Annotated in this window: 11 protein-coding genes and 4 pseudogenes; all 15 read right to left on the minus strand. The window is 40.0% G+C overall.

Going from position 1 to position 19,984, the window contains the following annotated elements; genetic code table 11:
• Positions 1–80: 80 nt before the first annotated feature.
• The 15 genes and pseudogenes from kduD to IPK31_21195 all read right to left on the minus strand — a co-directional run bounded on the left by kduD (position 81) and on the right by IPK31_21195 (position 19,984).
• Entirely contained in the window at positions 81–845 is a 765-nt protein-coding gene (gene kduD, locus IPK31_21125) for a 2-dehydro-3-deoxy-D-gluconate 5-dehydrogenase KduD (protein MBK8090199.1), read from the minus strand.
• Positions 846–853: 8 nt separating this feature from the next.
• Positions 854–2,269, minus strand: coding sequence for a glucuronate isomerase (uxaC, locus tag IPK31_21130; protein MBK8090200.1), 1,416 nt, complete (start codon positions 2,267–2,269; stop codon positions 854–856).
• A 251-nt stretch (positions 2,270–2,520) separates the two neighbouring features.
• Positions 2,521–3,874: pseudogene (locus tag IPK31_21135) on the minus strand (Gfo/Idh/MocA family oxidoreductase).
• Between the two features lie 236 nt (positions 3,875–4,110).
• Positions 4,111–5,112, minus strand: coding sequence for a hypothetical protein (locus IPK31_21140; GenBank protein ID MBK8090201.1), 1,002 nt, complete (start codon positions 5,110–5,112; stop codon positions 4,111–4,113).
• A gap of 356 nt (positions 5,113–5,468) precedes the next feature.
• The gene (locus IPK31_21145) at positions 5,469–7,109 is read right to left on the minus strand and encodes an altronate dehydratase (GenBank protein ID MBK8090202.1); all 1,641 of its coding nucleotides are present in this window, start codon (positions 7,107–7,109) and stop codon (positions 5,469–5,471) included.
• The gene (locus IPK31_21150; GenBank protein ID MBK8090203.1) at positions 7,099–8,637 is read right to left on the minus strand and encodes a tagaturonate reductase; all 1,539 of its coding nucleotides are present in this window, start codon (positions 8,635–8,637) and stop codon (positions 7,099–7,101) included. The genes IPK31_21145 and IPK31_21150 overlap by 11 nt, the downstream gene beginning before the upstream one ends.
• Before the next feature lie 108 nt (positions 8,638–8,745).
• On the minus strand, positions 8,746–10,650 hold the full coding sequence (locus IPK31_21155; protein ID MBK8090204.1) for a glycoside hydrolase family 88 protein: 1,905 nt from the start codon (positions 10,648–10,650) through the stop codon (positions 8,746–8,748).
• 38 nt (positions 10,651–10,688) lie between these two features.
• Positions 10,689–12,332: pseudogene (locus IPK31_21160) on the minus strand (glycoside hydrolase family 28 protein).
• A 128-nt stretch (positions 12,333–12,460) separates the two neighbouring features.
• Positions 12,461–12,793 carry a nuclear transport factor 2 family protein gene (locus IPK31_21165; GenBank protein ID MBK8090205.1) on the minus strand — a complete coding sequence of 111 codons (333 nt, stop codon included), beginning with the start codon at positions 12,791–12,793 and terminating at the stop codon, positions 12,461–12,463.
• Positions 12,794–12,935: 142 nt separating this feature from the next.
• A complete protein-coding gene (locus tag IPK31_21170; GenBank protein MBK8090206.1) occupies positions 12,936–14,330 on the minus strand; it encodes a Gfo/Idh/MocA family oxidoreductase in 1,395 nt (464 codons plus the stop codon).
• Positions 14,331–14,541: 211 nt separating this feature from the next.
• Positions 14,542–16,148 (minus strand): annotated as a pseudogene (locus IPK31_21175) (glycoside hydrolase 43 family protein).
• A 30-nt stretch (positions 16,149–16,178) separates the two neighbouring features.
• On the minus strand, positions 16,179–17,081 hold the full coding sequence (locus IPK31_21180; GenBank protein MBK8090207.1) for an alpha/beta hydrolase: 903 nt from the start codon (positions 17,079–17,081) through the stop codon (positions 16,179–16,181).
• Between the two features lie 96 nt (positions 17,082–17,177).
• Positions 17,178–18,116, minus strand: coding sequence for a pectin esterase (locus IPK31_21185; GenBank protein ID MBK8090208.1), 939 nt, complete (start codon positions 18,114–18,116; stop codon positions 17,178–17,180).
• Positions 18,090–19,061: pseudogene (locus IPK31_21190) on the minus strand (alpha/beta hydrolase). The gene IPK31_21185 and the pseudogene IPK31_21190 overlap by 27 nt, the downstream one beginning before the upstream one ends.
• Positions 19,061–19,984: an alpha/beta hydrolase gene (locus tag IPK31_21195; GenBank protein MBK8090209.1), complete on the minus strand. Its 924-nt coding sequence runs from the start codon at positions 19,982–19,984 to the stop codon at positions 19,061–19,063. Before IPK31_21195 ends, IPK31_21190 begins: the two are co-directional and overlap by 1 nt.

A 19,984-nucleotide genomic window follows, 5' to 3' on the forward strand; every position in this document is an offset into this window, starting at 1 on the left:
GTTTGACTTTTTCATTCTTCAAAATTTTGTTTTAACCGCTGTCGGGGTTTTAAACCGCCGACAGGGTATAATATCATTCATTATCTGGCCATCCATCCTCCGTCAACAAACAACACTGTACCATTTACATAGTCAGATGCTGATGATGCAAGAAATACAACCGGTCCTTTAAAATCTTCAGGCACACCCCAGCGACCTGCAGGAATACGGCTTAAAATTGATGCGCTTCTTTCAGGATCTTCACGCAAAGCCTGTGTGTTATTGGTTGCAATATATCCCGGAGCAATCCCATTTACACAAACACCTTTGCTTCCCCACTCATTTCCGAATGCTCTTACCAAACCGGCAACTGCTGATTTACTTGCAGTGTAGCCCGGCACATTAATACCACCCTGGAAACTTAACAATGAACAGGTGAAAATAATTTTACCACCCCCCTGCTCAATCATATCTTTTCCAAACTCACGGCCAATAATGAATTGTGCATTGAGGTTAATGTCAATTACTTTATCCCAGTATTCATCAGGATGTTCGGCAGCAGGTTTACGCATAATAATACCTGCATTATTCACAAGAATATCAATACGTTTATTTTCTGCTTTTACTTTATTGATGAATGCATACAAAGCTGTTCTGTCTGAAATGTCAACTCTGTGATAAGTGAACTTTCTGCCTGTTGCTTCCACTGCATTTTTAACTGCTGAATAATCTTCAACGATTGATGCACCAACAACGTCTGCACCTGCCTCTGCCAATGCTGTTGCTATGCCCATTCCTAAACCGGTATCGCAACCTGTTACCAATGCTGTTTTACCGGAAAGATCAAATGATTTTAATGTGTTCATATTGATTGTTATAAAGTTTTAGCTGTAAGTTTCTGTGGTTCGTCTAATTGTTGCAGGTTGAAATAATTCTTTGCATTGTTGTAACAGATATCCTGAATTACCTGACCCACCCATGCAATATCGTTTGGCAGTTCCCCATTCTCAATTTCTTCACCAAACAAATTGCAGAGCAATCTTCTGAAATATTCATGCCTTGGGAAAGAAAGGAAACTTCTGCTGTCAGTAAGCATACCAATGAATTTGCTGAGTAAACCCATATTGCTGAGCGCATTGATCTGTTTGATCATTCCATCTTTCTGATCTAAGAACCACCATGCACTGCCCCATTGTACTTTTCCTGCAACAGAACCATCATTGAAATTACCAATCATGGTTGCCATCAATTCATTATCGGCGGGATTGAGATTATAGATAATTGTTTTCGCCAGCTGATTGTTTGTATCAAGACGGTTTAAAAATTTCGATAATGCTTTTGCCTGTGAGAAATCACCAATACTGTCCCAGCCTGTATCAGGACCCAACTGCTGCAACATTCTTGCGTTGTTATTTCTGAGAGCTCCTAAATGAAATTGCTGCACCCATCCTGCTTCACAATCCCACTCTGCAAAATTCACCAGCATTGCACTTTTAAATTTCTTTCTGTCTTCTAATGAGAGTGTGCCGCCAGAACGGACTTTTGCAAAAATGCCAACAATCTCTGTTTGGGTATAATCTTCTGCATAAATTTCTTCCAGTCCATGATCGGAAACACCGCACTTGTTTTCTGCAAAGAAAGCATGGCGGTTTTTTAACGCTGCGATATAATCATTATAAGATCCAATAGAAATATTGGATGCTTTTTCCAAGCCAGAAAGATACTCATTGAATGTAACTGTATCATCCACATTCATTGCCTTATCGGGACGGAAGGCAGGGTTCATTTTTGTAAACGTATCTTCCTTTCTTAACTGCTGATGATATTCCAGTGAATCAACAGGATCATCAGTTGTGCAGATGAGTTTTACATTCATCTTTTTCAGCAAACCCCTTACGCTGTATTCTTTGGTTTGCAATTTTGCCGAACACTCATCATAAATTTTCTTTGCACTGTCTGCATTCAGGATATCATGCACATCAAAATAACGTTGCAGTTCAAGATGAGTCCAGTGATAAAGAGGATTACGTAATGTATAAGGAACCGTTGCGGCCCATTGCTGAAATTTTTCAAAGTCGCTGGCGTCACCTGTAATGAATCGTTCATTTACACCATTGGTACGCATGCCTCTCCATTTGTAATGATCGCCATACAACCAAACCTGCGTTAAATTTTCAAAATTGATATCATTGGCTACCTGGTCAGGAATCAAATGATTATGATAATCAATGATCGGCATCCCTTTCGCAAACTCATGATAGAGTTGCTGGGCTGTTTTGCTTTGGAGCAGGAAGTTTTCGTCTAAAAATTTTTTTCATATAGCACTTTCATTAAGTGATAAAATGCAATCCCTCACCGGAGTATTTTTTATACAATCCAAACAGGAAGCCTGATACTGTATAACGAAGACAAATAAAGGACCAGCAGCTTTCGGAAAAAGCAATGCTAAAGTATGAAATCTGCTTTGGGGCAGGTTTAAAATCTGTGCAATCGTTACCGTAAAATCCGATAACGTTGCCGGTTATTTTTTATTTACAAAGATCAGTACCTGAATACTTTACCGCCAACCATCACTTCCTGTGTCTTTTCATCGAAGGTTGCTTTAAAACCTGTGCGTGATGCAGCAGTAGTCATGATATTGGCAATGGAGTGATAATACCCCGCTTCTACAGGAGCATTTGGCTGTTTCCGGCTGCGGATACATTCCATCCAGTTACGTACATGCGCCGATGTTAATGCGTCACCACCAGTATTCGCCGAGGCAACAACTTTTTCGGATTTGGCCAGGTTATATTCTGGTAAGAGGTTTGCCTGCATTCCCATGGCTTCTGCCAGTCTTTGAGTGAGCCACCTTTAGATGATACTTTGTTGGTAATTAGATTGAGTTCCCCTCCGTTTGAATAGTAGATCTCAGAAGGGTTTTCATCTCCATTATGCATCCGTGAACCAAAGGTTACCTGAAACCGCTTGATAAATCATTCTGCGGGCCATAGTCAAATACGGCCGTCATTGTATCCCAGTTCTTTCTTCCATCTTTCCACATATAAATACCGCCGTTGGCAACCACACTGCGTGGATGTTTTAAACCGGTGAACCAATGCACTGTATCAATCTGGTGACTCATCCACTGACCCGGTAAGCCTGATGAATAAGGCCAGAACAAACGGTACTCTAAATATTTTCTCGGATCCCATTTTTCAAAGGGCCTGTTAAGTAAGAAACGTTTCCAGTCGGTATCAGCTTCATTCAGCTGCGCAACCAATGCAGGTCGGCGCCAGCGTCCGGGCTGGTTTACATTCCATGTTAATTCTACCATAGTAATAGCGCCAAACTTTCCTTCTTTAATAAATTGCTCGGCTGACTGATAGTTAGCACCACTTCTTCTTTGCGAACCAATCTGCACAATACGATCGGATGCTTTAATCACTTTCAATGCAGCACGGTTATCTTCCATTGTTTCTGCAAAAGGTTTTTCAACATAGGCATCGCAACCTGCTTTCACCGCTTCAATGGCATGCAGGGCATGCTGAAAATCGGAAGTGGCAACAAACACTGCATCAATATTTTTGAGATTATACAGCTCTTCATTATTTCTGCAGCCAATAATATCATGACCCATTTTTTCTTTCAGGAAATCAGTTCCTTCATTGCGACGTTTGTTCTATAGATCATATACGGCAACGATATCGAAATTCAATTCTTTGTAATGATTGCTGAAAGATGGAAACAGTGCCTGCCTGAAACGGTCAGAAAAACCAATTGCCCCAACACGCACCCGGTCATTGGAGCCAATGATACTGGCATAACTTTTTGCACTAAAGCCCAGGCTTGCTGCGTAAACAGCAGCTGATGCTTTTACTGACTTCTTGATAAACTCACGGCGGTTTGTTGACATGGCAAGATATTTATATGAATGATTTCGTTAAGTTATAAATAATCATTGAAGCTCTAACCAGACAGATCCGGAACTTCTGCCCACTTGAAAATATAAAATTGAAGTTAACAACAAAAAGCCAAATTGAAACTCGCTTGCCCGAACTAAAGTAATGTGATGCAAACAGCAGAAGTTTCAACATCCAGCCTCACTTGCAGGAATACTAATGTTTGGGTCAGCATTTCGAAGCACAAAATCTATTTACAACATTCCTTAAACCAATGATGGCTTATTTCATAAAGCCTGTACCCTTTTTTGGTCTCAATAAAAGCAAAGTAGATCGTTGGAGGGTTACCATTTTTAGTATTCCGTGTTACCAACATCTTCCTTAGCCTGTAGCTGTCACCCACCCTCATAATTTCTTTTTTAACCTGAGAGGTGAGGAGGTTATAAAATTCTACCCCTGTGGATGTATATTCAAGTTTGGTATGGTCGACTATTCTTTTCCTTACCTCATCGTCAATCACTTGTTTAAAACATTTATCAATAAACTTATCTAAAGAAAGCAGTTGGTCGCATACGTATAAGGTATCCAGTGCAATGCTTCTAAAGTTCTTTAGTCCAGATTCATTTAGTGATGCTACAAAAGTCTTCCAGAATGCCAGAAATTTTAAATCATCTGCATTCGGTGGCGTTTTGGGTGGTTCCGGTTGGAATGATTCTACCATATATTCTTCCTGCTCAGGAGTAGCTTCAAACAATCCTCTTGCTGTCAGAAAACCGTTTTTCTTTAAAGTAAATAATTCCTCAACATAATTACCATAAATAGCAATGGCATTGTCACCAACTATCTTAAAATAAGGCTTGGGATATGCATCATTTGCAGGATAAACAACTCTTTCAGCAAAGTCAATTCTTACAGGTTTTATTTTTGTACGCTTATTGTATGGATGTTCATAATCATCCCCTGCATATGTGCCTGCCCAACGTGCATCTTTAGTTTTGTAAACATCGTTGTAAGTGTATTTCTGATGATAGTACACCCCCCTGTCCGCTGAAACATACAATAGTACATTTTTGAATTTCGAAAAAGGCGGCACACCATAATGATCATAGGCTACAAATTCAATGGTATCTTCAGCAAAGTTACCATACACTTTTTTGAGAATTGAATATCTCGCAATGAAACCATTATCCATAGAACCCCGTTCATGAGGCAACTCTTCAACTGATATTTTTTCCCCTACAAAAGCAAACAATCGGTTGCTGTCGCTTACACCATAATTCTTTACAAAGCTTCGGGGGGTGTCAATTAATATTACTGCTTTGTTATTATTTATTCCTGTGTCCTTTATGCGACTGTTAATTGTATCCCTTGGTTGATTGTTACAACCTAAAAGTAGCATTACAATAAAAGCTGTTGTTACTTGAGGGATGGTTACCATAATGTTGCTGCTAACAGAGTTCGTTGATTAGACTAAGTTAGGAAGACAGAGAATTATACTGTGTAAATGTTTTACAAAACTTTCCGCCTGCATAGTATCAACACAACTTCTTCAGCAATAGAAACATTGCAGTTACAGTAAAAACAGAAATAAAAATTAGCAGAGACAGATTAAAGGGACACACCTCTTTTCCATGGAATAAAATCGTCCTGATTCAGCAGTACAGCTTTGGGTGTTACTTCACCACTGGCAGCTTTAATGCAGTACTCCAGAATTTCCTCTCCCATTTCTTCAATGGTTTTTTCGCCTTCAATCACCGGACCGCAATCAATATCAATAATATCCTTCATGCGTTTGGTGAGTTTGCTGTTGGTTGATACTTTTATTGTGGGACAAACAGGATTACCTGTTGGCGTTCCCAATCCGGTTGTAAATAAAATTAAAGTTGCTCCGCTGGCTGCTTTACCTGTTGTTGCTTCCACATCATTGCCCGGAGTACAAACCAAACTTAAGCCGGGTTTTGTAACAGGTTCAGTATAATCCAATACATCAACAATGGGCGATGTGCCGCCTTTTTTGGCAGCACCTGCACTTTTAATTGCATCAGTAATTAATCCATCTTTAATATTTCCGGGCGATGGGTTCATATGAAAACCGGAACCAACTTTTAGAGCCTGGTCGTTATACGCCGTCATGAGATGAATAAACTTTTCTGCACTTTCCTTTTCAATGGTACGGTCAATCAGTTCCTGTTCAACACCGCATAACTCAGGAAATTCAGCCAGTAATATTTTACCCCCTAATGCAACGACCAGATCAGAACAGTAACCAACTGCAGGATTTGCTGAGATACCGCTGAAGCCATCACTGCCGCCGCATTTAACCCCAATACATAATTTATCAAGTGATGCAGGTTTGCGTTCAAGTTTATTGATCTCAATTAACCCTGCAAAGGTTTTACGGATTGCTTCTGCAATCAACAGTTCTTCACTCTGTGATTGCTGCTGTTCAAAAATATAAACCGGTTTATCAAAGTTGGGGTTGTGCTGTTTCAGGTCGTTTGTAAAATCCGATACCTGCAGATTCTGGCAACCAAGACTTAATACAGTAATACCGGCAACATTTGGATGATCTGCATAAGCAGCGAGTAATTTACTCAGCACGGCTGCATCCTGACGAATACCGCCGCAACCACCCTGGTGATTTAAAAATTTAATGCCGTCAACATTTTTAAACGGACGATTCTTATGCTGCTGGGCGGAAGGTGAAAGATCAACAGATGAAACATCTTCTCCCTTTTGATAAGCTTCGAGCAACTGATGTGTATAGCTTTTGTACTTCGCAGTAACTGCATAACCGAGTTCATTCTGCATGGCTTCACGAATCACATCCATGTTCCTGTTTTCACAAAAAACTGTGGGAATAAAAAGCCAGTAGTTGGCAGTGCCTACACGTCCATCAGATCTGTAATATCCATTAAAGGTCTTATTCTTAAATTTTGAAACATCAGGTGCGGTCCATTCATATTTTGCTTCCCTGTATGCAAAAGGAAGCGCTGCATGTTTTACATTCTCTGTTGTCATTACGCCACCTGCAGGAATGGATGTTTGTGCTTTACCAACCAACACACCATACATGATCACTTCATCACCAGGCTGCATCAGCCGTTCGAAAAATTTATGCTTCGATGCTACATTATCGTGTAATGTATATTCATTCCCGTTGAAGGAAATTACTTCTCCTTTTGACAGATCTGTTAAAGCCACAATTACATTATCCGCCGGATGCACTTTTAATACTTTATGCTTCATTTCTTTCTGCTTTTTCGTTGTTTAAATGATGATCCTTCATCGTCAGTAACACGCCTCTTTCCAATATTGACTCAAGGCAGTTCTGCACAGCAAAGGTAAACCCGGGAAGTGAAGTAAGGTCATCATCCCATAAGTTTTCGTTAGCCAGCACTTTCTTCACAACGTCGGCTGCCTCATTGTTATTCCAGAGCTGATGAAAATAACCGGCCCGTTCATCGTGTACGGGATAGGCAACTCCGTTCAGTTCACCATAGTATGTGCCGCTTTCGCCGGGTGCACATTTCATAAACAGGATATAAGCAGCAAAGCCCATGGCCATTAAGCCCGGAACATACAGATCATGTTTAAAATGCTGTTGAAGCAGTGGTACGTTCCGCATTTTCATTTTATGTGTATAATGCAGTGATATGCTGATCCATTTATGATCGAGAAAAGGATTCCGAAAGCGGTCGAGTACTTTTTTTGAGAAGTCAGCTGTTTCACTTTCAGCAATCAGTTCACTGTTTAAGCAGGGAGCAAGTTCATGATAGATGAGGTTGTGAATATACATGGCCATCCACTTGTTTTCCATGGCTTCTTTCACCGTTTCAAACCCAGCCAGGTAAGCAAGTGCACAGCTGAAAGTATGTGTGCCGTTCAGCAAACGGAGTTTCAGCCCCCTGTATTTTTTTATGTTGGGGGTAATCAAAACCGTATCATCTGCTTTAGCAAAACTTAAAATCTCTTTTACTTCTGGCTTTGCAGATTCAATGGCCCACAAGCTGTACACTTCACTCATGATCATCAGCTCATCAGTATATCCAAGTTTTGCTTCTGTTTCTTTTTTCTGTGCATCAGGAAGTTTACCGGGAACAATACGGTCAACCAGTGAATTACAGAAGCAGTTGGCATTCTCCAGCCAGTCAATAAATGAATACTCAAAATTATTGAGATGTGCCAGCTCCATTACAATGGATTGAAGTTTGGTTCCATTATCTGTAATGAGTTCTGTTGGTACAATCACCATTCCCTTTGCTGCATCACCATTAAATACTTTATAACGTTCATACAAAAACGCCAGCAGTTTTGCCGGAAAAGAAACAGGTGGGTTGCCATTGATCTGATCATTTTCAATCAACACAATTCCTACTTCTGTTGTATTGGAAATAATGATCTGCATTTCAGGATTGGCAGCACAGGCCAGCACTTCCTTCCATTGTGATTTGGCTGACAATACCCTGCTGACAGATGCATTGATAATATATTCTTCTGTAATTTTCTGCTGACTGATTCCTCTTACACAATGAGTAAATAATCCATCCTGTGCTTTATACACATCGATATCTCCGTCGGTTGATTTTACAGCAACTATACGTCCGTTGAAAATTCCCTGTTTATTCGCTTTATCAATATAATAATCGGGTAAGGCACTCAGTAAAACGCCTGTACCAAACTGCAATACTTTCTCAGGCAGTTCAAACAACTCTTTAGCAGGTACTGATTGAACCGTACCATTTAGCTGAGACAGTATTTTTTTTGATAATTGCATTTCTCTTTATTTCTGCCCGATGTTGATTTGCTTATCCATTTGGTTTCCATTTCTCTCCAAATACCCGGTGAGCGTTTATTTTATGAGCGGGCTTTTACCGATATCACCTCATTTCTTAACTGCCTGCTGAAGCAGCCATTTCACAAGATCTTCTGCCGCTTTATAATTCTCGAATTCTGCAGGCAACAGTTTCCTGTTATCAATGTATTCATTATAAACCCATGGATCGCCAACAGCAAACACGGTTCCTTTGCCATACTTTGCAACAGCAATGATCACCGCATTATCTTTTGTTACCAATGCTTTTGCAGGAGCTTTTATATTCAGTTCACTGAGTTCTTTCAGGAACATTCTTTTTGTTGTTTTGAAAACAGGATTGTTTGTGCCGGGTAATACTTCACCCTGCATATACGTATCATTCTTCACCATGTTTAAACTGGTATTGGTGAATGTGATCCCAAATTTATTTGCAAGCAGGTTTAAATGCGGCAGATCGCAGTTGTTACTGTCGTTGGCCATGATCACCAACACACCGCCTGCCTTTACCCAATTGCTGATAACTGTTGCATCTGTTGCAGAAACAAAATTCGGTTTTGGATTATCACGGATATGATCAGGATCAACCATTACATATACCGATGCTTTACTGAGATTGGCTGCAGTTGGAGCAACATCTAATGATTTAAGATTTGCACCATAGCGTTCAAAAATAGTTCCCAATGTATAATAACCACCATGACTTCTTTCTTCCCATGTATAATGCCAGTAACTCATTTCATCGCCTGCATCTTTCTTTTTCTCACTGTTGAACCAGCGGTCGAGTAAAACTGTTTTTCCTTTGCCTGTTGATTGCGTGGGTAACTGTTCCATTTCGCCAGCAGCCAATAAAAAAGCGCCAACACCTTTTGCATCGTTCACAATTACATCTTCGCTCATGTAATAAGCAAAGCTGCCATCACGGTAAGGTTTGCCTCCAAGTCCGGAAACTTTTACTGTTCCATGTAAATTCGTTTGACCGTTTTCTTCTTTGATGAAACGCTTTACAATTCCATCGTAACCTTTTTTAGCAATAGAAAGTTTAGCAGCAGGTAAATAACCTTTGCGTACACCTTTTGCTACAGCATATACAAATTGAGAGGAAGCAGATGCTTCAAAATAATTTTTTTCTTTGTTTGGCCCGTTATAGTTCATTACATCATACCACAAACCAGTTGCCGGATCCTGTTGTTTTTCGATAGCATTTACCAAACGGTTGAGAATTGCGATCAGGTCATTACGTTTGGGATGATTGACAGGAAAATAATCCAGTGCATCAACCAATGCATCTGCATACCAGCCCATTGCCCTGCCCCAAAAATGTGGTGAAGTGCCTGTTGTTTTATTGGCCCATTGCTGTTGTTTACTTTCATCCCATGCATGATATAGTAACCCTGTTTTGGGATCTCTTGCATGTTTTTCCATCCAGATAAACTGGTTGGCAATATCATTAAAGGCGCTGTCTTCATGAAATAACATTGCATACTCTGCATAAAACGGAGCGCCCATGTACAAGCCATCGAGCCACATCTGGTTGGTGTAAATTTTCTTGTGCCAGAAACCGCCTTCATTGGTGCGTGGATGTGTGCGTAACTGATCACGGAGATGCATGGCTGCTTTTTTATACTTCTCTGCACCGGTTATTCGATAAAGCATTAACACCAACTTGCCATTGTTTACATGGTCGATGTTGTATTCTTCCAGTTCGTAGCCTTTAATACTGCCATCATTCTGTACGAAATAATCTATTCTCGATTTGAGTGAATTGTAATAACGCACATCACCTGTACGCATCCATAAACTTTCAAACCCTTTCAGCACCACACCCATATCGTAGCTCCATTTGGTGCGGCTGCCAATGGGCAAACTGTCGGGCCAGATTTTATCTACTGTTGCAGCAACCTTTTCACTGTATTTTGTTTGAGCGGTTGACTGTAATGTGAATGCAAGCAATGCTATTATGATCAGTTTCTTCATGTTTCTTTTTATATGAGTCAATTATACTAAGTTCAATCTTACCACTTAACTTCTTTTGCGTTGGTACCAAACTCTGTAAGCAACTTTTCCTTTGCATTAGCGCCATTTGTATTTTTTATAGTGATGTTCTTTACACGGTCGCCACTTATACGAAACAGTAATTCACTTCCATCTTTGTAAGTAATCTTATCAAACGTAATATTATCACTGTTGAGAATATCAACAACAGGGCTGGTTTCAGTTGAAATGATCTGAATGTTTTTGAAAGTAATACCACTCGATTCCTGCACATCAATTCCTTTGTCGGCTTGCAGCACCATATTCTCAAGTACAATATCTTTTACATGCACTTAAGGAAGTCCTCTTACAAAAATGCCTTTAGCAGCACCATTGCAATACACATTGCTGATATGGAAATTTCTAAACACCGGTGTTGTTTCATCAACCGGCTTTAATTCCACTTTAGGTAATTCTCTTTTTTCACCTAAGAGGGGAACAGGATCTTTCGCCATATAATACATATCAAACAAAATGGCTTCAGCAGGAATATCCTTCATGTAGATATCTTTAATGAAGATATTTTCTACTATACCACCACGACCTCTTGTTGTTTTAAAACGAAGACCAATATCTGTACCAATGAATGTACAATTGCTGATGTACATGTTTCTTGCACCACCACTCATTTCACTTCCAATTACAAAACCACCATGCGACGCATAAACAGTACAACCACGAATGATCACATTCTGCGTTGGCATTGCCCGTTTGCGGCCTTCTGCATCACGACCGCTCTTCATACACAATGCATCATCCCCAACATCAAACACAGAATTTTCAATGAGTACATTGCTGCAGCTTTCTACATCAATACCATCACCATTCTGCGCATACCAGGGATTCTTTACAAAAACATTGCGAACGGTTAAGTGCTCACTCATCAACGGATGTAAACACCATGCTGCTGAGTTTTGAAATGTAACACCTTCGAGTAAAATATATTTACAGTTTGTAATCAGTACCATGTTGGGCCTCAGAAAATCTTTAATGCTTTCGTAATAGGGTGCATCTCTTTCCGGCTTTATCTCGCCGGGGTTAGCAGGGCCTTTGCTTGCTTTCAAAAATGCTTCTGATGGATACCATGTTTTTTTATCATCACTCAAAACACCACCTGACTCAACTAATTTTTTCCATTGACCTGCAGTCAGTTTATCACTTTTTACAGATCTCCATCCATCACCATTGCCATCAATAATTCCTTTACCTGTAATAGCGATGTTACTTGCACCTGTTGCTGAGACAGGAGATTGGTTACGCATCTGTGGTAAACCTTCCCAGTTTGCTTTCACCAATGGATACTGTGATTTATCGGCTGTGAACAACAATGTAGCACCTGTTGCCAAATGCAGGTTTACATTACTCTTCAACACAACAGGTCCTGTTAACCATAAACCGGCAGGAACCAATACCACACCTCCCCCTTTTTTATTGCAGGCATCTATTGCATTGTTGATTGCTTTCGTATTGAGAACATGTCCGTCGGGAACAGCACCGAATTTTACAATACTGCTGGTATCCTTTTTAAATTTGGGAGCAATGATCACCGGCATTTTTGCATTGAACTGAGCAAAAGAGAATAAGCCAACTGTAAGAACAGATACTATGAGAATTACTTTTTTCATTGAAGCGTTGAATCGTTAAAAGATATTATTTACACTGGTTTACGGTTCACAAGTTTACCTTTATGGGGCAGCATATTCAAGCATTTCGGGTGCTTTATTTACGCAATCGATACCGGGAACGAGGTCATTTATTTTATAACTTTTACAGCCTGGCGTGCCAGCATTTTCCAGCCACCTTTTTCCAGCTGCCAAACCGTCATCAGTTTTAAATTCACTTCACCGGGCTTGCCATTATCATTGGTTTTTGCCGACAAATTAAAGCACACAACTGCAACCTTACCGCTCATGGTTATTTTCTGCTCAGTAAAATCACAGGTTACAAAATCAGATTTGCCGCTTACAATTGCTTCAACAAATTCCTGTTTTGTTTCAACCTTGCCACCGCTATGTCCATAGTTCAATTGATCAGAAGCTATGCTTTCAAGAGCATTCCTTTCGCCGCTGATCATTGCCAGTCTCAGGTTTTCAACAGCAGCTGCTACCTGCTTTTCTTTTTTCGATTGAGAGAAAGAACATAAAGAGGTTACTGAAAAAACAAAAGCAAAAAAAAGTTCTTATACTTCATGTTTGATTTTTTTAATTCTTAAAATGACTGTACTGTTTTTAAAATCTGTTAGCCAAAGGTACCAGGTCTGTTAACTCACTGATTTTTACAGGCCGTTTTAACTGAATACTTTTCCTTGCGGCAATACCAATCAATATCGACATTGCACCTTCTCTTGTTCCTGCCATAACATGATGCGGATTGTCGTTGATATCTGTAAACATCCTGCGTTGCATACGAACATCTCCGCCACCATGTCCACCACGTATTTTTGGAGTTGTATATACTTCGTAATCTTTTCCAAAATTATCCCATGCAAGAATTTCCCGAACCTCACCGGCAACCGCATCATCTGCATTGCTCATTTCTATTGCAGGACGTTTTGCTTGGTCGTCGGGTGTTTTTTGCAGGTAAGTAATATCTTCCCAGGTTTCAATTCTTCCTTTCATTCCATTGAAAGCAATCTGCCAGCCTTCATATGCCGAATAGGTAGTGAGAGAATAATTCACCGTTACACCATTTGCATAAATGATCTGTGCACTCATCTTGTCATAAATATCAATCTCGTTACTCCATACACAACCGTCACGGATGTAGCCATCGTGCTGCTCATTGTTTACATATAAATTGACGTTGTGTTTATTGGCAGTGATGTCCCAAAAGAATTTGCAATTAGATTTGTGTTCGCAACCACGGCACTTGGTACCACGGAACTCATTGTTCTTTCCGTAATGTTCGAGCGAACCATAAGCACTTACTTCAACCGGTTCGCTATTGAGCCACCAGTTGAGCAAATCAAAATGATGGGTTGCTTTATGCACCCACAGCGAGCCACCTTTTGCCATGCGGCCATGCCAGCGACGGAAATAATCGGAACCATGACTCACATTCAAATACCAGTTGAAATCAACAGAAGTAATTTTTCCAACACGATTAGCAGCCAGCAGTTCTTTTAATTGCATAGCATGTACGCTGTGGCGGTAGTTAAAGGCTACGGTTACTTTTTTTCCTGATTTTTTTTCTGCTGCTAAAATGTTCCTGCATTTATCTTCATCGGTGGTCATTGGTTTTTCAGTAATTACATTAAAGCCTGCATTAAGAGCTTTAATAATAATTTCATCATGCGTTGCATCAACGGTGGTTACGATAACATAATCAGCTTTAATCTGTTTCAGCATTTCATCCACGTTTACAAATGTGGGGCAGCTTACACCCATATATTCTTTGCCATACGCAAGACGGCCGGGATTAATATCACACAATCCCACGAATTCGCAGGCATCTTTAAATTGACTTACAATTTGTTTGCCCCACAAACCTGTACCACGGACACCCGTACCAACAAGAGCAAGTTTTAATTTATTGGCTGAGCCTGACGCAAGTGAAGTGAATGGATGCAGCATTAAAGATGCTCCGGCTGCGGCAGTGTATTTAACGAATGATCTTCTTTCCATATGGCAATTTTTTATTTGTATTATAAATAAGCGATCGTTACAATTTTTTTAGCCTCATCCCTCATTCCCTTCTCCAATAGAGAAGGGACGGTGCTTTATGAACTAACTCAACAATGAATCTTCCACATCATCATTTGTACTCCATTCAACTTTCTTACTCGTTTGCAAAGCAAGAGCTGTGTGTTGGCAAGTCTCCCCTTTCGGGGGAGATTTAGAGGGGGCCTTCTATCCTGAACCAATCCACATCTGCAACACCGGCATCATTGGTTTTATTCTGTCTTGTAAAAAACAGCCCCACTTTTGTTCCCACCCAACGGCCCGGCTTTGCCGTTAGTTTTTCGCCAACAGTTTTAAAGCTGTTTCCATCTTCACTGTAACTGAATTCACAAACGGCTCCGTTGGATATTTTTACCCTAAAATAAATATCCCTATTGTTGAGCTTTTCACCGTCCTGCACTGTTTCTTTTTTCCCTTTATCTGCATCCCTGCAGTAAACAAATGAAAGATAGTTACCATCCTGTTTTTTTACAATAGATATATATGCAAAATCCAATCCCAATACAATCATCCCAAACCGTTCTCCTTCCCATTTTGGCTGAAAAGAAATTTTTGCGGTTGCAGTAAATTCATCGGCGGGAGTTTTTTGCCCGAGAATATACGGGTAGTTCCATGCTGATGTAATTGAATCGGCTTTAATACAGAAAACATTCTTAAAAAACCATTCGGCGTTGGCATGGCCCAGAATTGCTGCGGATTAGCCTGCCATTGCCATTGCAAACCCAATGAAGTTGAATTGAATTCATCAGCATCAGCAATGGTTGCAACAGGATAAGTTTTTCCGACGTTTGGTTTCTTATATGCAAGAACAGGTTCGCCCTTACCATCACCATCTTTATCTGCTCCAATCACAGGCCAGTCGTTCACCCATTTCATTGGCTGTAAATGCACCACTCTTCCATAAGCATCTTTATCCTGGAAATGCAGGAACCAGTCCTCACCTGTTTGTGTATTTACCCATCCTCCCTGGTGCGGACCATTGACTGTTGTTGATCCCTGATCCATTACAACCTTTCGTTCATAAGGACCATAAATATTTTTTGAACGGAGAACCAATTGCCAACCGGTACTTACGCCGCCAGCGGGAGCAAAAATATAATAGTACCCATTACGTTTATAAAACTTCGGACCTTCAAGTGTAGGATCAGTTACACGTCCATCAAATACCATTACCGGGTCACTGATTACTTTTGTTCCTTCTTTATTTAATTCTTTTACAACGAGGATTGATTTGATTCCAGCACGACTGCCTGCATAAGCATGTACCAGATAAACTTTATTATTATCATCCCAAAGCGGACATGGATCAATTAACCCTTTACCTGCTTCAATCAAAACAGGCTCACTCCACGGTCCGTTAATATTTTTTGCTTTAGTAAGATAAATACCAAAATCAGGATCAGGGTAATAGATATAAAATTCATTGTTGTGATAGCGGATGGAAGGAGCCCATACTCCACCACCATGCTGAACAGTTGAAAAATGTTCAAAAGGTGGTTGACGTTTTAATGCATGACCAATTAATTTCCAGTTAACCAAATCTTTTGAATGAAGAATTGGCAAGCCGGGAATATGTGTGAAGCTGGAAGAAATCATGTAGTAATCATCACCAACCCTGATTGCATCAGGATCGCTGTAATCAGCATTAATCACCGGATTTTTATAGGTTCCGTTTCCATTATCTGCCACCCACACTTTTGAAACAGTTTGTGCAGATGCGTAGCTGAAAACTGAAAATAAAATAATGAGTATCTTTTTCATTTCCTGTAATTGTTAAATTCCGTTCTAATATTATTTTAATGAACTAAGCCAGTTTGATAAACGTTCCATCCAGTTATCGGTTGTTGTTTTATTATACATACCAAAACCATGTCCGCCCTTTGGATACAAATGCATTTCAGCAGGCACTTTGTATTTTATACAGGCCTGGTAATAACGGATACTGTTTTCAACCGGCACTGCACCGTCATCACCCGCATGTACTAAAAACGATGGCGGTGTTTTTGCTGATACCTGTAATTCATTTGAAAAAAGTTTGATGACATCTGCAGATGCATTTGCGCCAACTAAATTATTTCTTGATCCTTTGTGTGTGATGGTACTGTCGAAACTGATCACGGGATAAATTAGTATTGCAAAATCAGGGCGAACAGATATTGTGTCTTTTTCTGTTGCATCAGCATTCGATGTAAAATGTGTTGCGGATGTTGATGCAAGATGCCCACCTGCTGAAAAACCCATGATGCCGATCTTGTCTTTTCTCAAACCCCATTCTGTTGCTTTACTGCGAACCATGCGGATGGCCTGTTGTGCATCCTGCAATGGCGCAAGGCTTTTGTCAACATTCGCTGTATCATCGGGCAAGCGGTATTTCAATACAAAAGCAGTAATACCCCACTTGTTCATTTCTTCTGTAACCCTTGTTCCCTCTTTATCAAATGCAAGAATACCATAACCACCACCGGGACAAATGATAACGGACATGCCATTTGGATTTTCCGGCTTATACATTGTAAGAGTGGGTACACTTACTTTTGCAATCCTTGTTACATTATCCTTAAATGTTGAATTCTCTTTATTGGGTGCCTGTTTTGAATTAGGCACGCCGTTTTTATACAAAGGCATTTCTGTAAAAGATTGTGCCTGCAAAACTGATGCAGTAAACATGATTGCTGTAATAAGAAGTAATTTCATAATTAAATTTTTCAATTCACTAAGATTTCATTTTCTAAAGATCATTCTTTTATTCAAGTGAAGAGTGATGATTCAACAACTGCCTCAAACTGAAAACTACTTTACCGGGTTCCAGTTACCAAACATATTTTTAATTGTATAGTTCTTCATTTCTTCCTCACTTAACTGTTTTGACCAGAGAACTCTTTTTAACGGATCTGCCGATGCCCCGTAATTCTTATACTCAGCATAGCGTGTCGTCTTATAGTTCTCTGTATTGTTCCAGTTACTCCAGCCTTCCTGTCTTATATGTTCACCAATAAAGCAATGGATATAAGTAACAGATGCATACGGACGCCATGGCCGACCCAAAGATGCATTTCGAACTGAAGTATCGCCGGTTAAAACACATTCATTAAAAACATAACCGAACTTATTTCCCTGCGGCGTGGACGCAGCCGTTACATGTGAATCTTTCTTACTGCGGATATGACATTTCTCAAACCAAACAGTAGCCGATCCGAAAATAAAATCGGTTGTGCCTTCTATATAACAATGTTCAAAATACTGCCTGCTTTTTTCATTGTTGGTAAACAGTACATCCTGGAAACCGATAAAACGGCAGTTGATGAATACCGCTTTGTCTCCATCCGATTCAAGCGCCACAGCCTGTCCTGCAGTAAAGCCTGCATCGTTCTGAATGGTTAAATCCTTTGCAGTAAAGTTAGCGGCAAGTATTTTAAAACTCCAGGAAGTTCTTGTATTAATCACTTCACCATTGGGAGCAACCTTGCCTGTATGATCATTGTAAGTAAGTACAGTATTTAACTTATCTTCTCCAACTATCGTAATAAATTCTTTTGATGAATCAATCAGAATCTTTTCTTTATAAATTCCTTTCTTAATAAAAATGGTTACAGGTTTTGTGTTCTTTAAAGGAATCGAATTTACAGCAGCCTGTACTGTTGAAAAATCACCGTCACCATTTTGTGACACAACAATTGTTTTTGCAGCTTTTTGTTTTGAAGGAAAAATCCGTTTCAGGAACCTGTCCATGTACACAACTGTTGTATCAAACCAGGGATGAAATAATAAAAAAGTATGCGGTGAACCTTCGAGTGTATTTACTTCTGAATAAGTATGATACTTTTTCAGCACTGCAATAAAATCTTCTCTTCCTGTATGCATGCGTTCAACACTGCTGTTGATAAATTGAAATGGTGGCGTATGATTGCCAACATGCTGCAACGGGCTCGCCTGTTTCCACAATTCAATGTTTTCTGTTTTTTTATACCCGAACCAATAGGTTCCTGCCGAAGGACCCTTGCTTTCATCAGGTACAGCAGATGCAGGTAGATAAAATGACAATGTTCCGTCGAGATCAATCACCGCATTAACTTTGCTGGATACTTCTTTGTAACAACCATTTCCTTCATACGCTTTCATTCCGTTGGTAGCTCCCCTAAAAGCGGCCAACTCTCCGCCTGCTGAGTGACCGGCTACAACTATTTTATTTGGATCAACATGATACTTTGCTGCATTTTTTCTTACCCAGCGAATGGCAGATTTTACATCATAAACAGCTGCAGGATAAAGTGCTTCTGTTGATAATCGGTATTCAGGTGTAAAGCATGTATAACCCAATGCAGCCAGTTCCTGCATCAGCGGATGATGCATGGATTTATCGCCGCTTCTCCATCCTCCGCCATGAATAAAAATAACTGCAGTTTTGAGAGAAGATGTTTTTGCAACAGGAGAAAATACATCCAGCTTTAACTGCCGTTTATTAACTGTGCAGTAAACAATATTTTGTTCTTCCTTCACATACGGATAAGAAAAGCCTTCTGCAATTTTTATCTGCGGATAATTTTTGATATGCTTCCTGTACTCATTCTGTATGTTGTAGGAAGTATCTTTTATCCCGGTTAAACCAGAAGTTAACTGAGCGTTTGCAACAGAATACAACAACAGTGAAAATATGATGGCAAGTTTATTCTTCATTATTTAAACTTGATTGGGATAACCAAATTCATTTCTTTTAGCCACAACTCAAGCAAATTCATCCACAAATCAGTTGAGCCGGGATTATCGTCCAGTCTTATTCCATGTCCGCCCTGCGGGAAAATATGAATGCTTGCATTGACTTTGTTTTTTATCAGTGCTTCATAAAACATCAAACTGTTCTGCACCTTCACAGTACTGTCGTTCAACGCATGTACTATAAATGCTGGTGGCGTAAACGATGTCACCTGCAGTTCGTTTGAAAACAATTCAATATTGGCAGCAGTTGTATCTGCACCCAAAAAATTCTTTTTACTTCCCGGATGTGCAAGCTTACCCATTGTTATAACAGGAGAAAGCAACACCATAAAATCAGGGCGGTAATTGTATTTATCAATCGTGTCATTCACCAGTGATTCATCTTTTATATGTGTACCCAATGTACTTGCCACATGTCCGCCTGCACTTGATCCCATTACACCTACTTTATCTGCCAAAATATTCCACTCAGCAGCTTTTGAACGGATCAGCTTTATGGCACGTTGTGCATCCTGCACAGGCGCAATTTGTTTATTGATCAAATCGGCCTGGTGCGGTAAGCGGTGAATGAGTACAAATGCACTTACCCCAATGCTGTTATACCATTTGGCCAGGTTGAAACCATTGTACAAATAAGAAAGACGTTCGTAACCACCTCCGGGAACAATTAAAACAGCAGTGCCTTTATTTTCTCCCTTAGGAACAACAAATGCATAAATGCCCGGGGTTGCAACTCTCCAGATGCGTTCATGAAATAAACTATCGGTTACTTTCTTACCGTTATAGTTTGGCTTTTTCCCGTTTTGCCATAACGGATAAAAATCCTGTGCCTGGATAATCAGTGACAGTTGAATAAACAGCAGAGAGAATAAAATCTTTTTCAT

The organism is Chitinophagaceae bacterium (assembly GCA_016713085.1).
Taxonomy (GTDB): Bacteria; Bacteroidota; Bacteroidia; order Chitinophagales; family Chitinophagaceae; genus Lacibacter.

Excerpts from the sequence above, each read along its gene's own strand:
- kduD (MBK8090199.1), bottom strand. The coding sequence starts at position 845 with ATGAACACATTAAAATCATTTGATCTTTCCGGTAAAACAGCATTGGTA.
- IPK31_21145 (MBK8090202.1), bottom strand. The coding sequence starts at position 7,109 with ATGAAGCATAAAGTATTAAAAGTGCATCCGGCGGATAATGTAATTGTG.
- IPK31_21150 (MBK8090203.1), bottom strand. The coding sequence starts at position 8,637 with ATGCAATTATCAAAAAAAATACTGTCTCAGCTAAATGGTACGGTTCAA.
- IPK31_21155 (MBK8090204.1), bottom strand. The coding sequence starts at position 10,650 with ATGAAGAAACTGATCATAATAGCATTGCTTGCATTCACATTACAGTCA.
- IPK31_21170 (MBK8090206.1), bottom strand. The coding sequence starts at position 14,330 with ATGGAAAGAAGATCATTCGTTAAATACACTGCCGCAGCCGGAGCATCT.
- IPK31_21180 (MBK8090207.1), bottom strand. The coding sequence starts at position 17,081 with ATGAAATTACTTCTTATTACAGCAATCATGTTTACTGCATCAGTTTTG.
- IPK31_21185 (MBK8090208.1), bottom strand. The coding sequence starts at position 18,116 with ATGGACAGGTTCCTGAAACGGATTTTTCCTTCAAAACAAAAAGCTGCA.
- IPK31_21195 (MBK8090209.1), bottom strand. The coding sequence starts at position 19,984 with ATGAAAAAGATTTTATTCTCTCTGCTGTTTATTCAACTGTCACTGATT.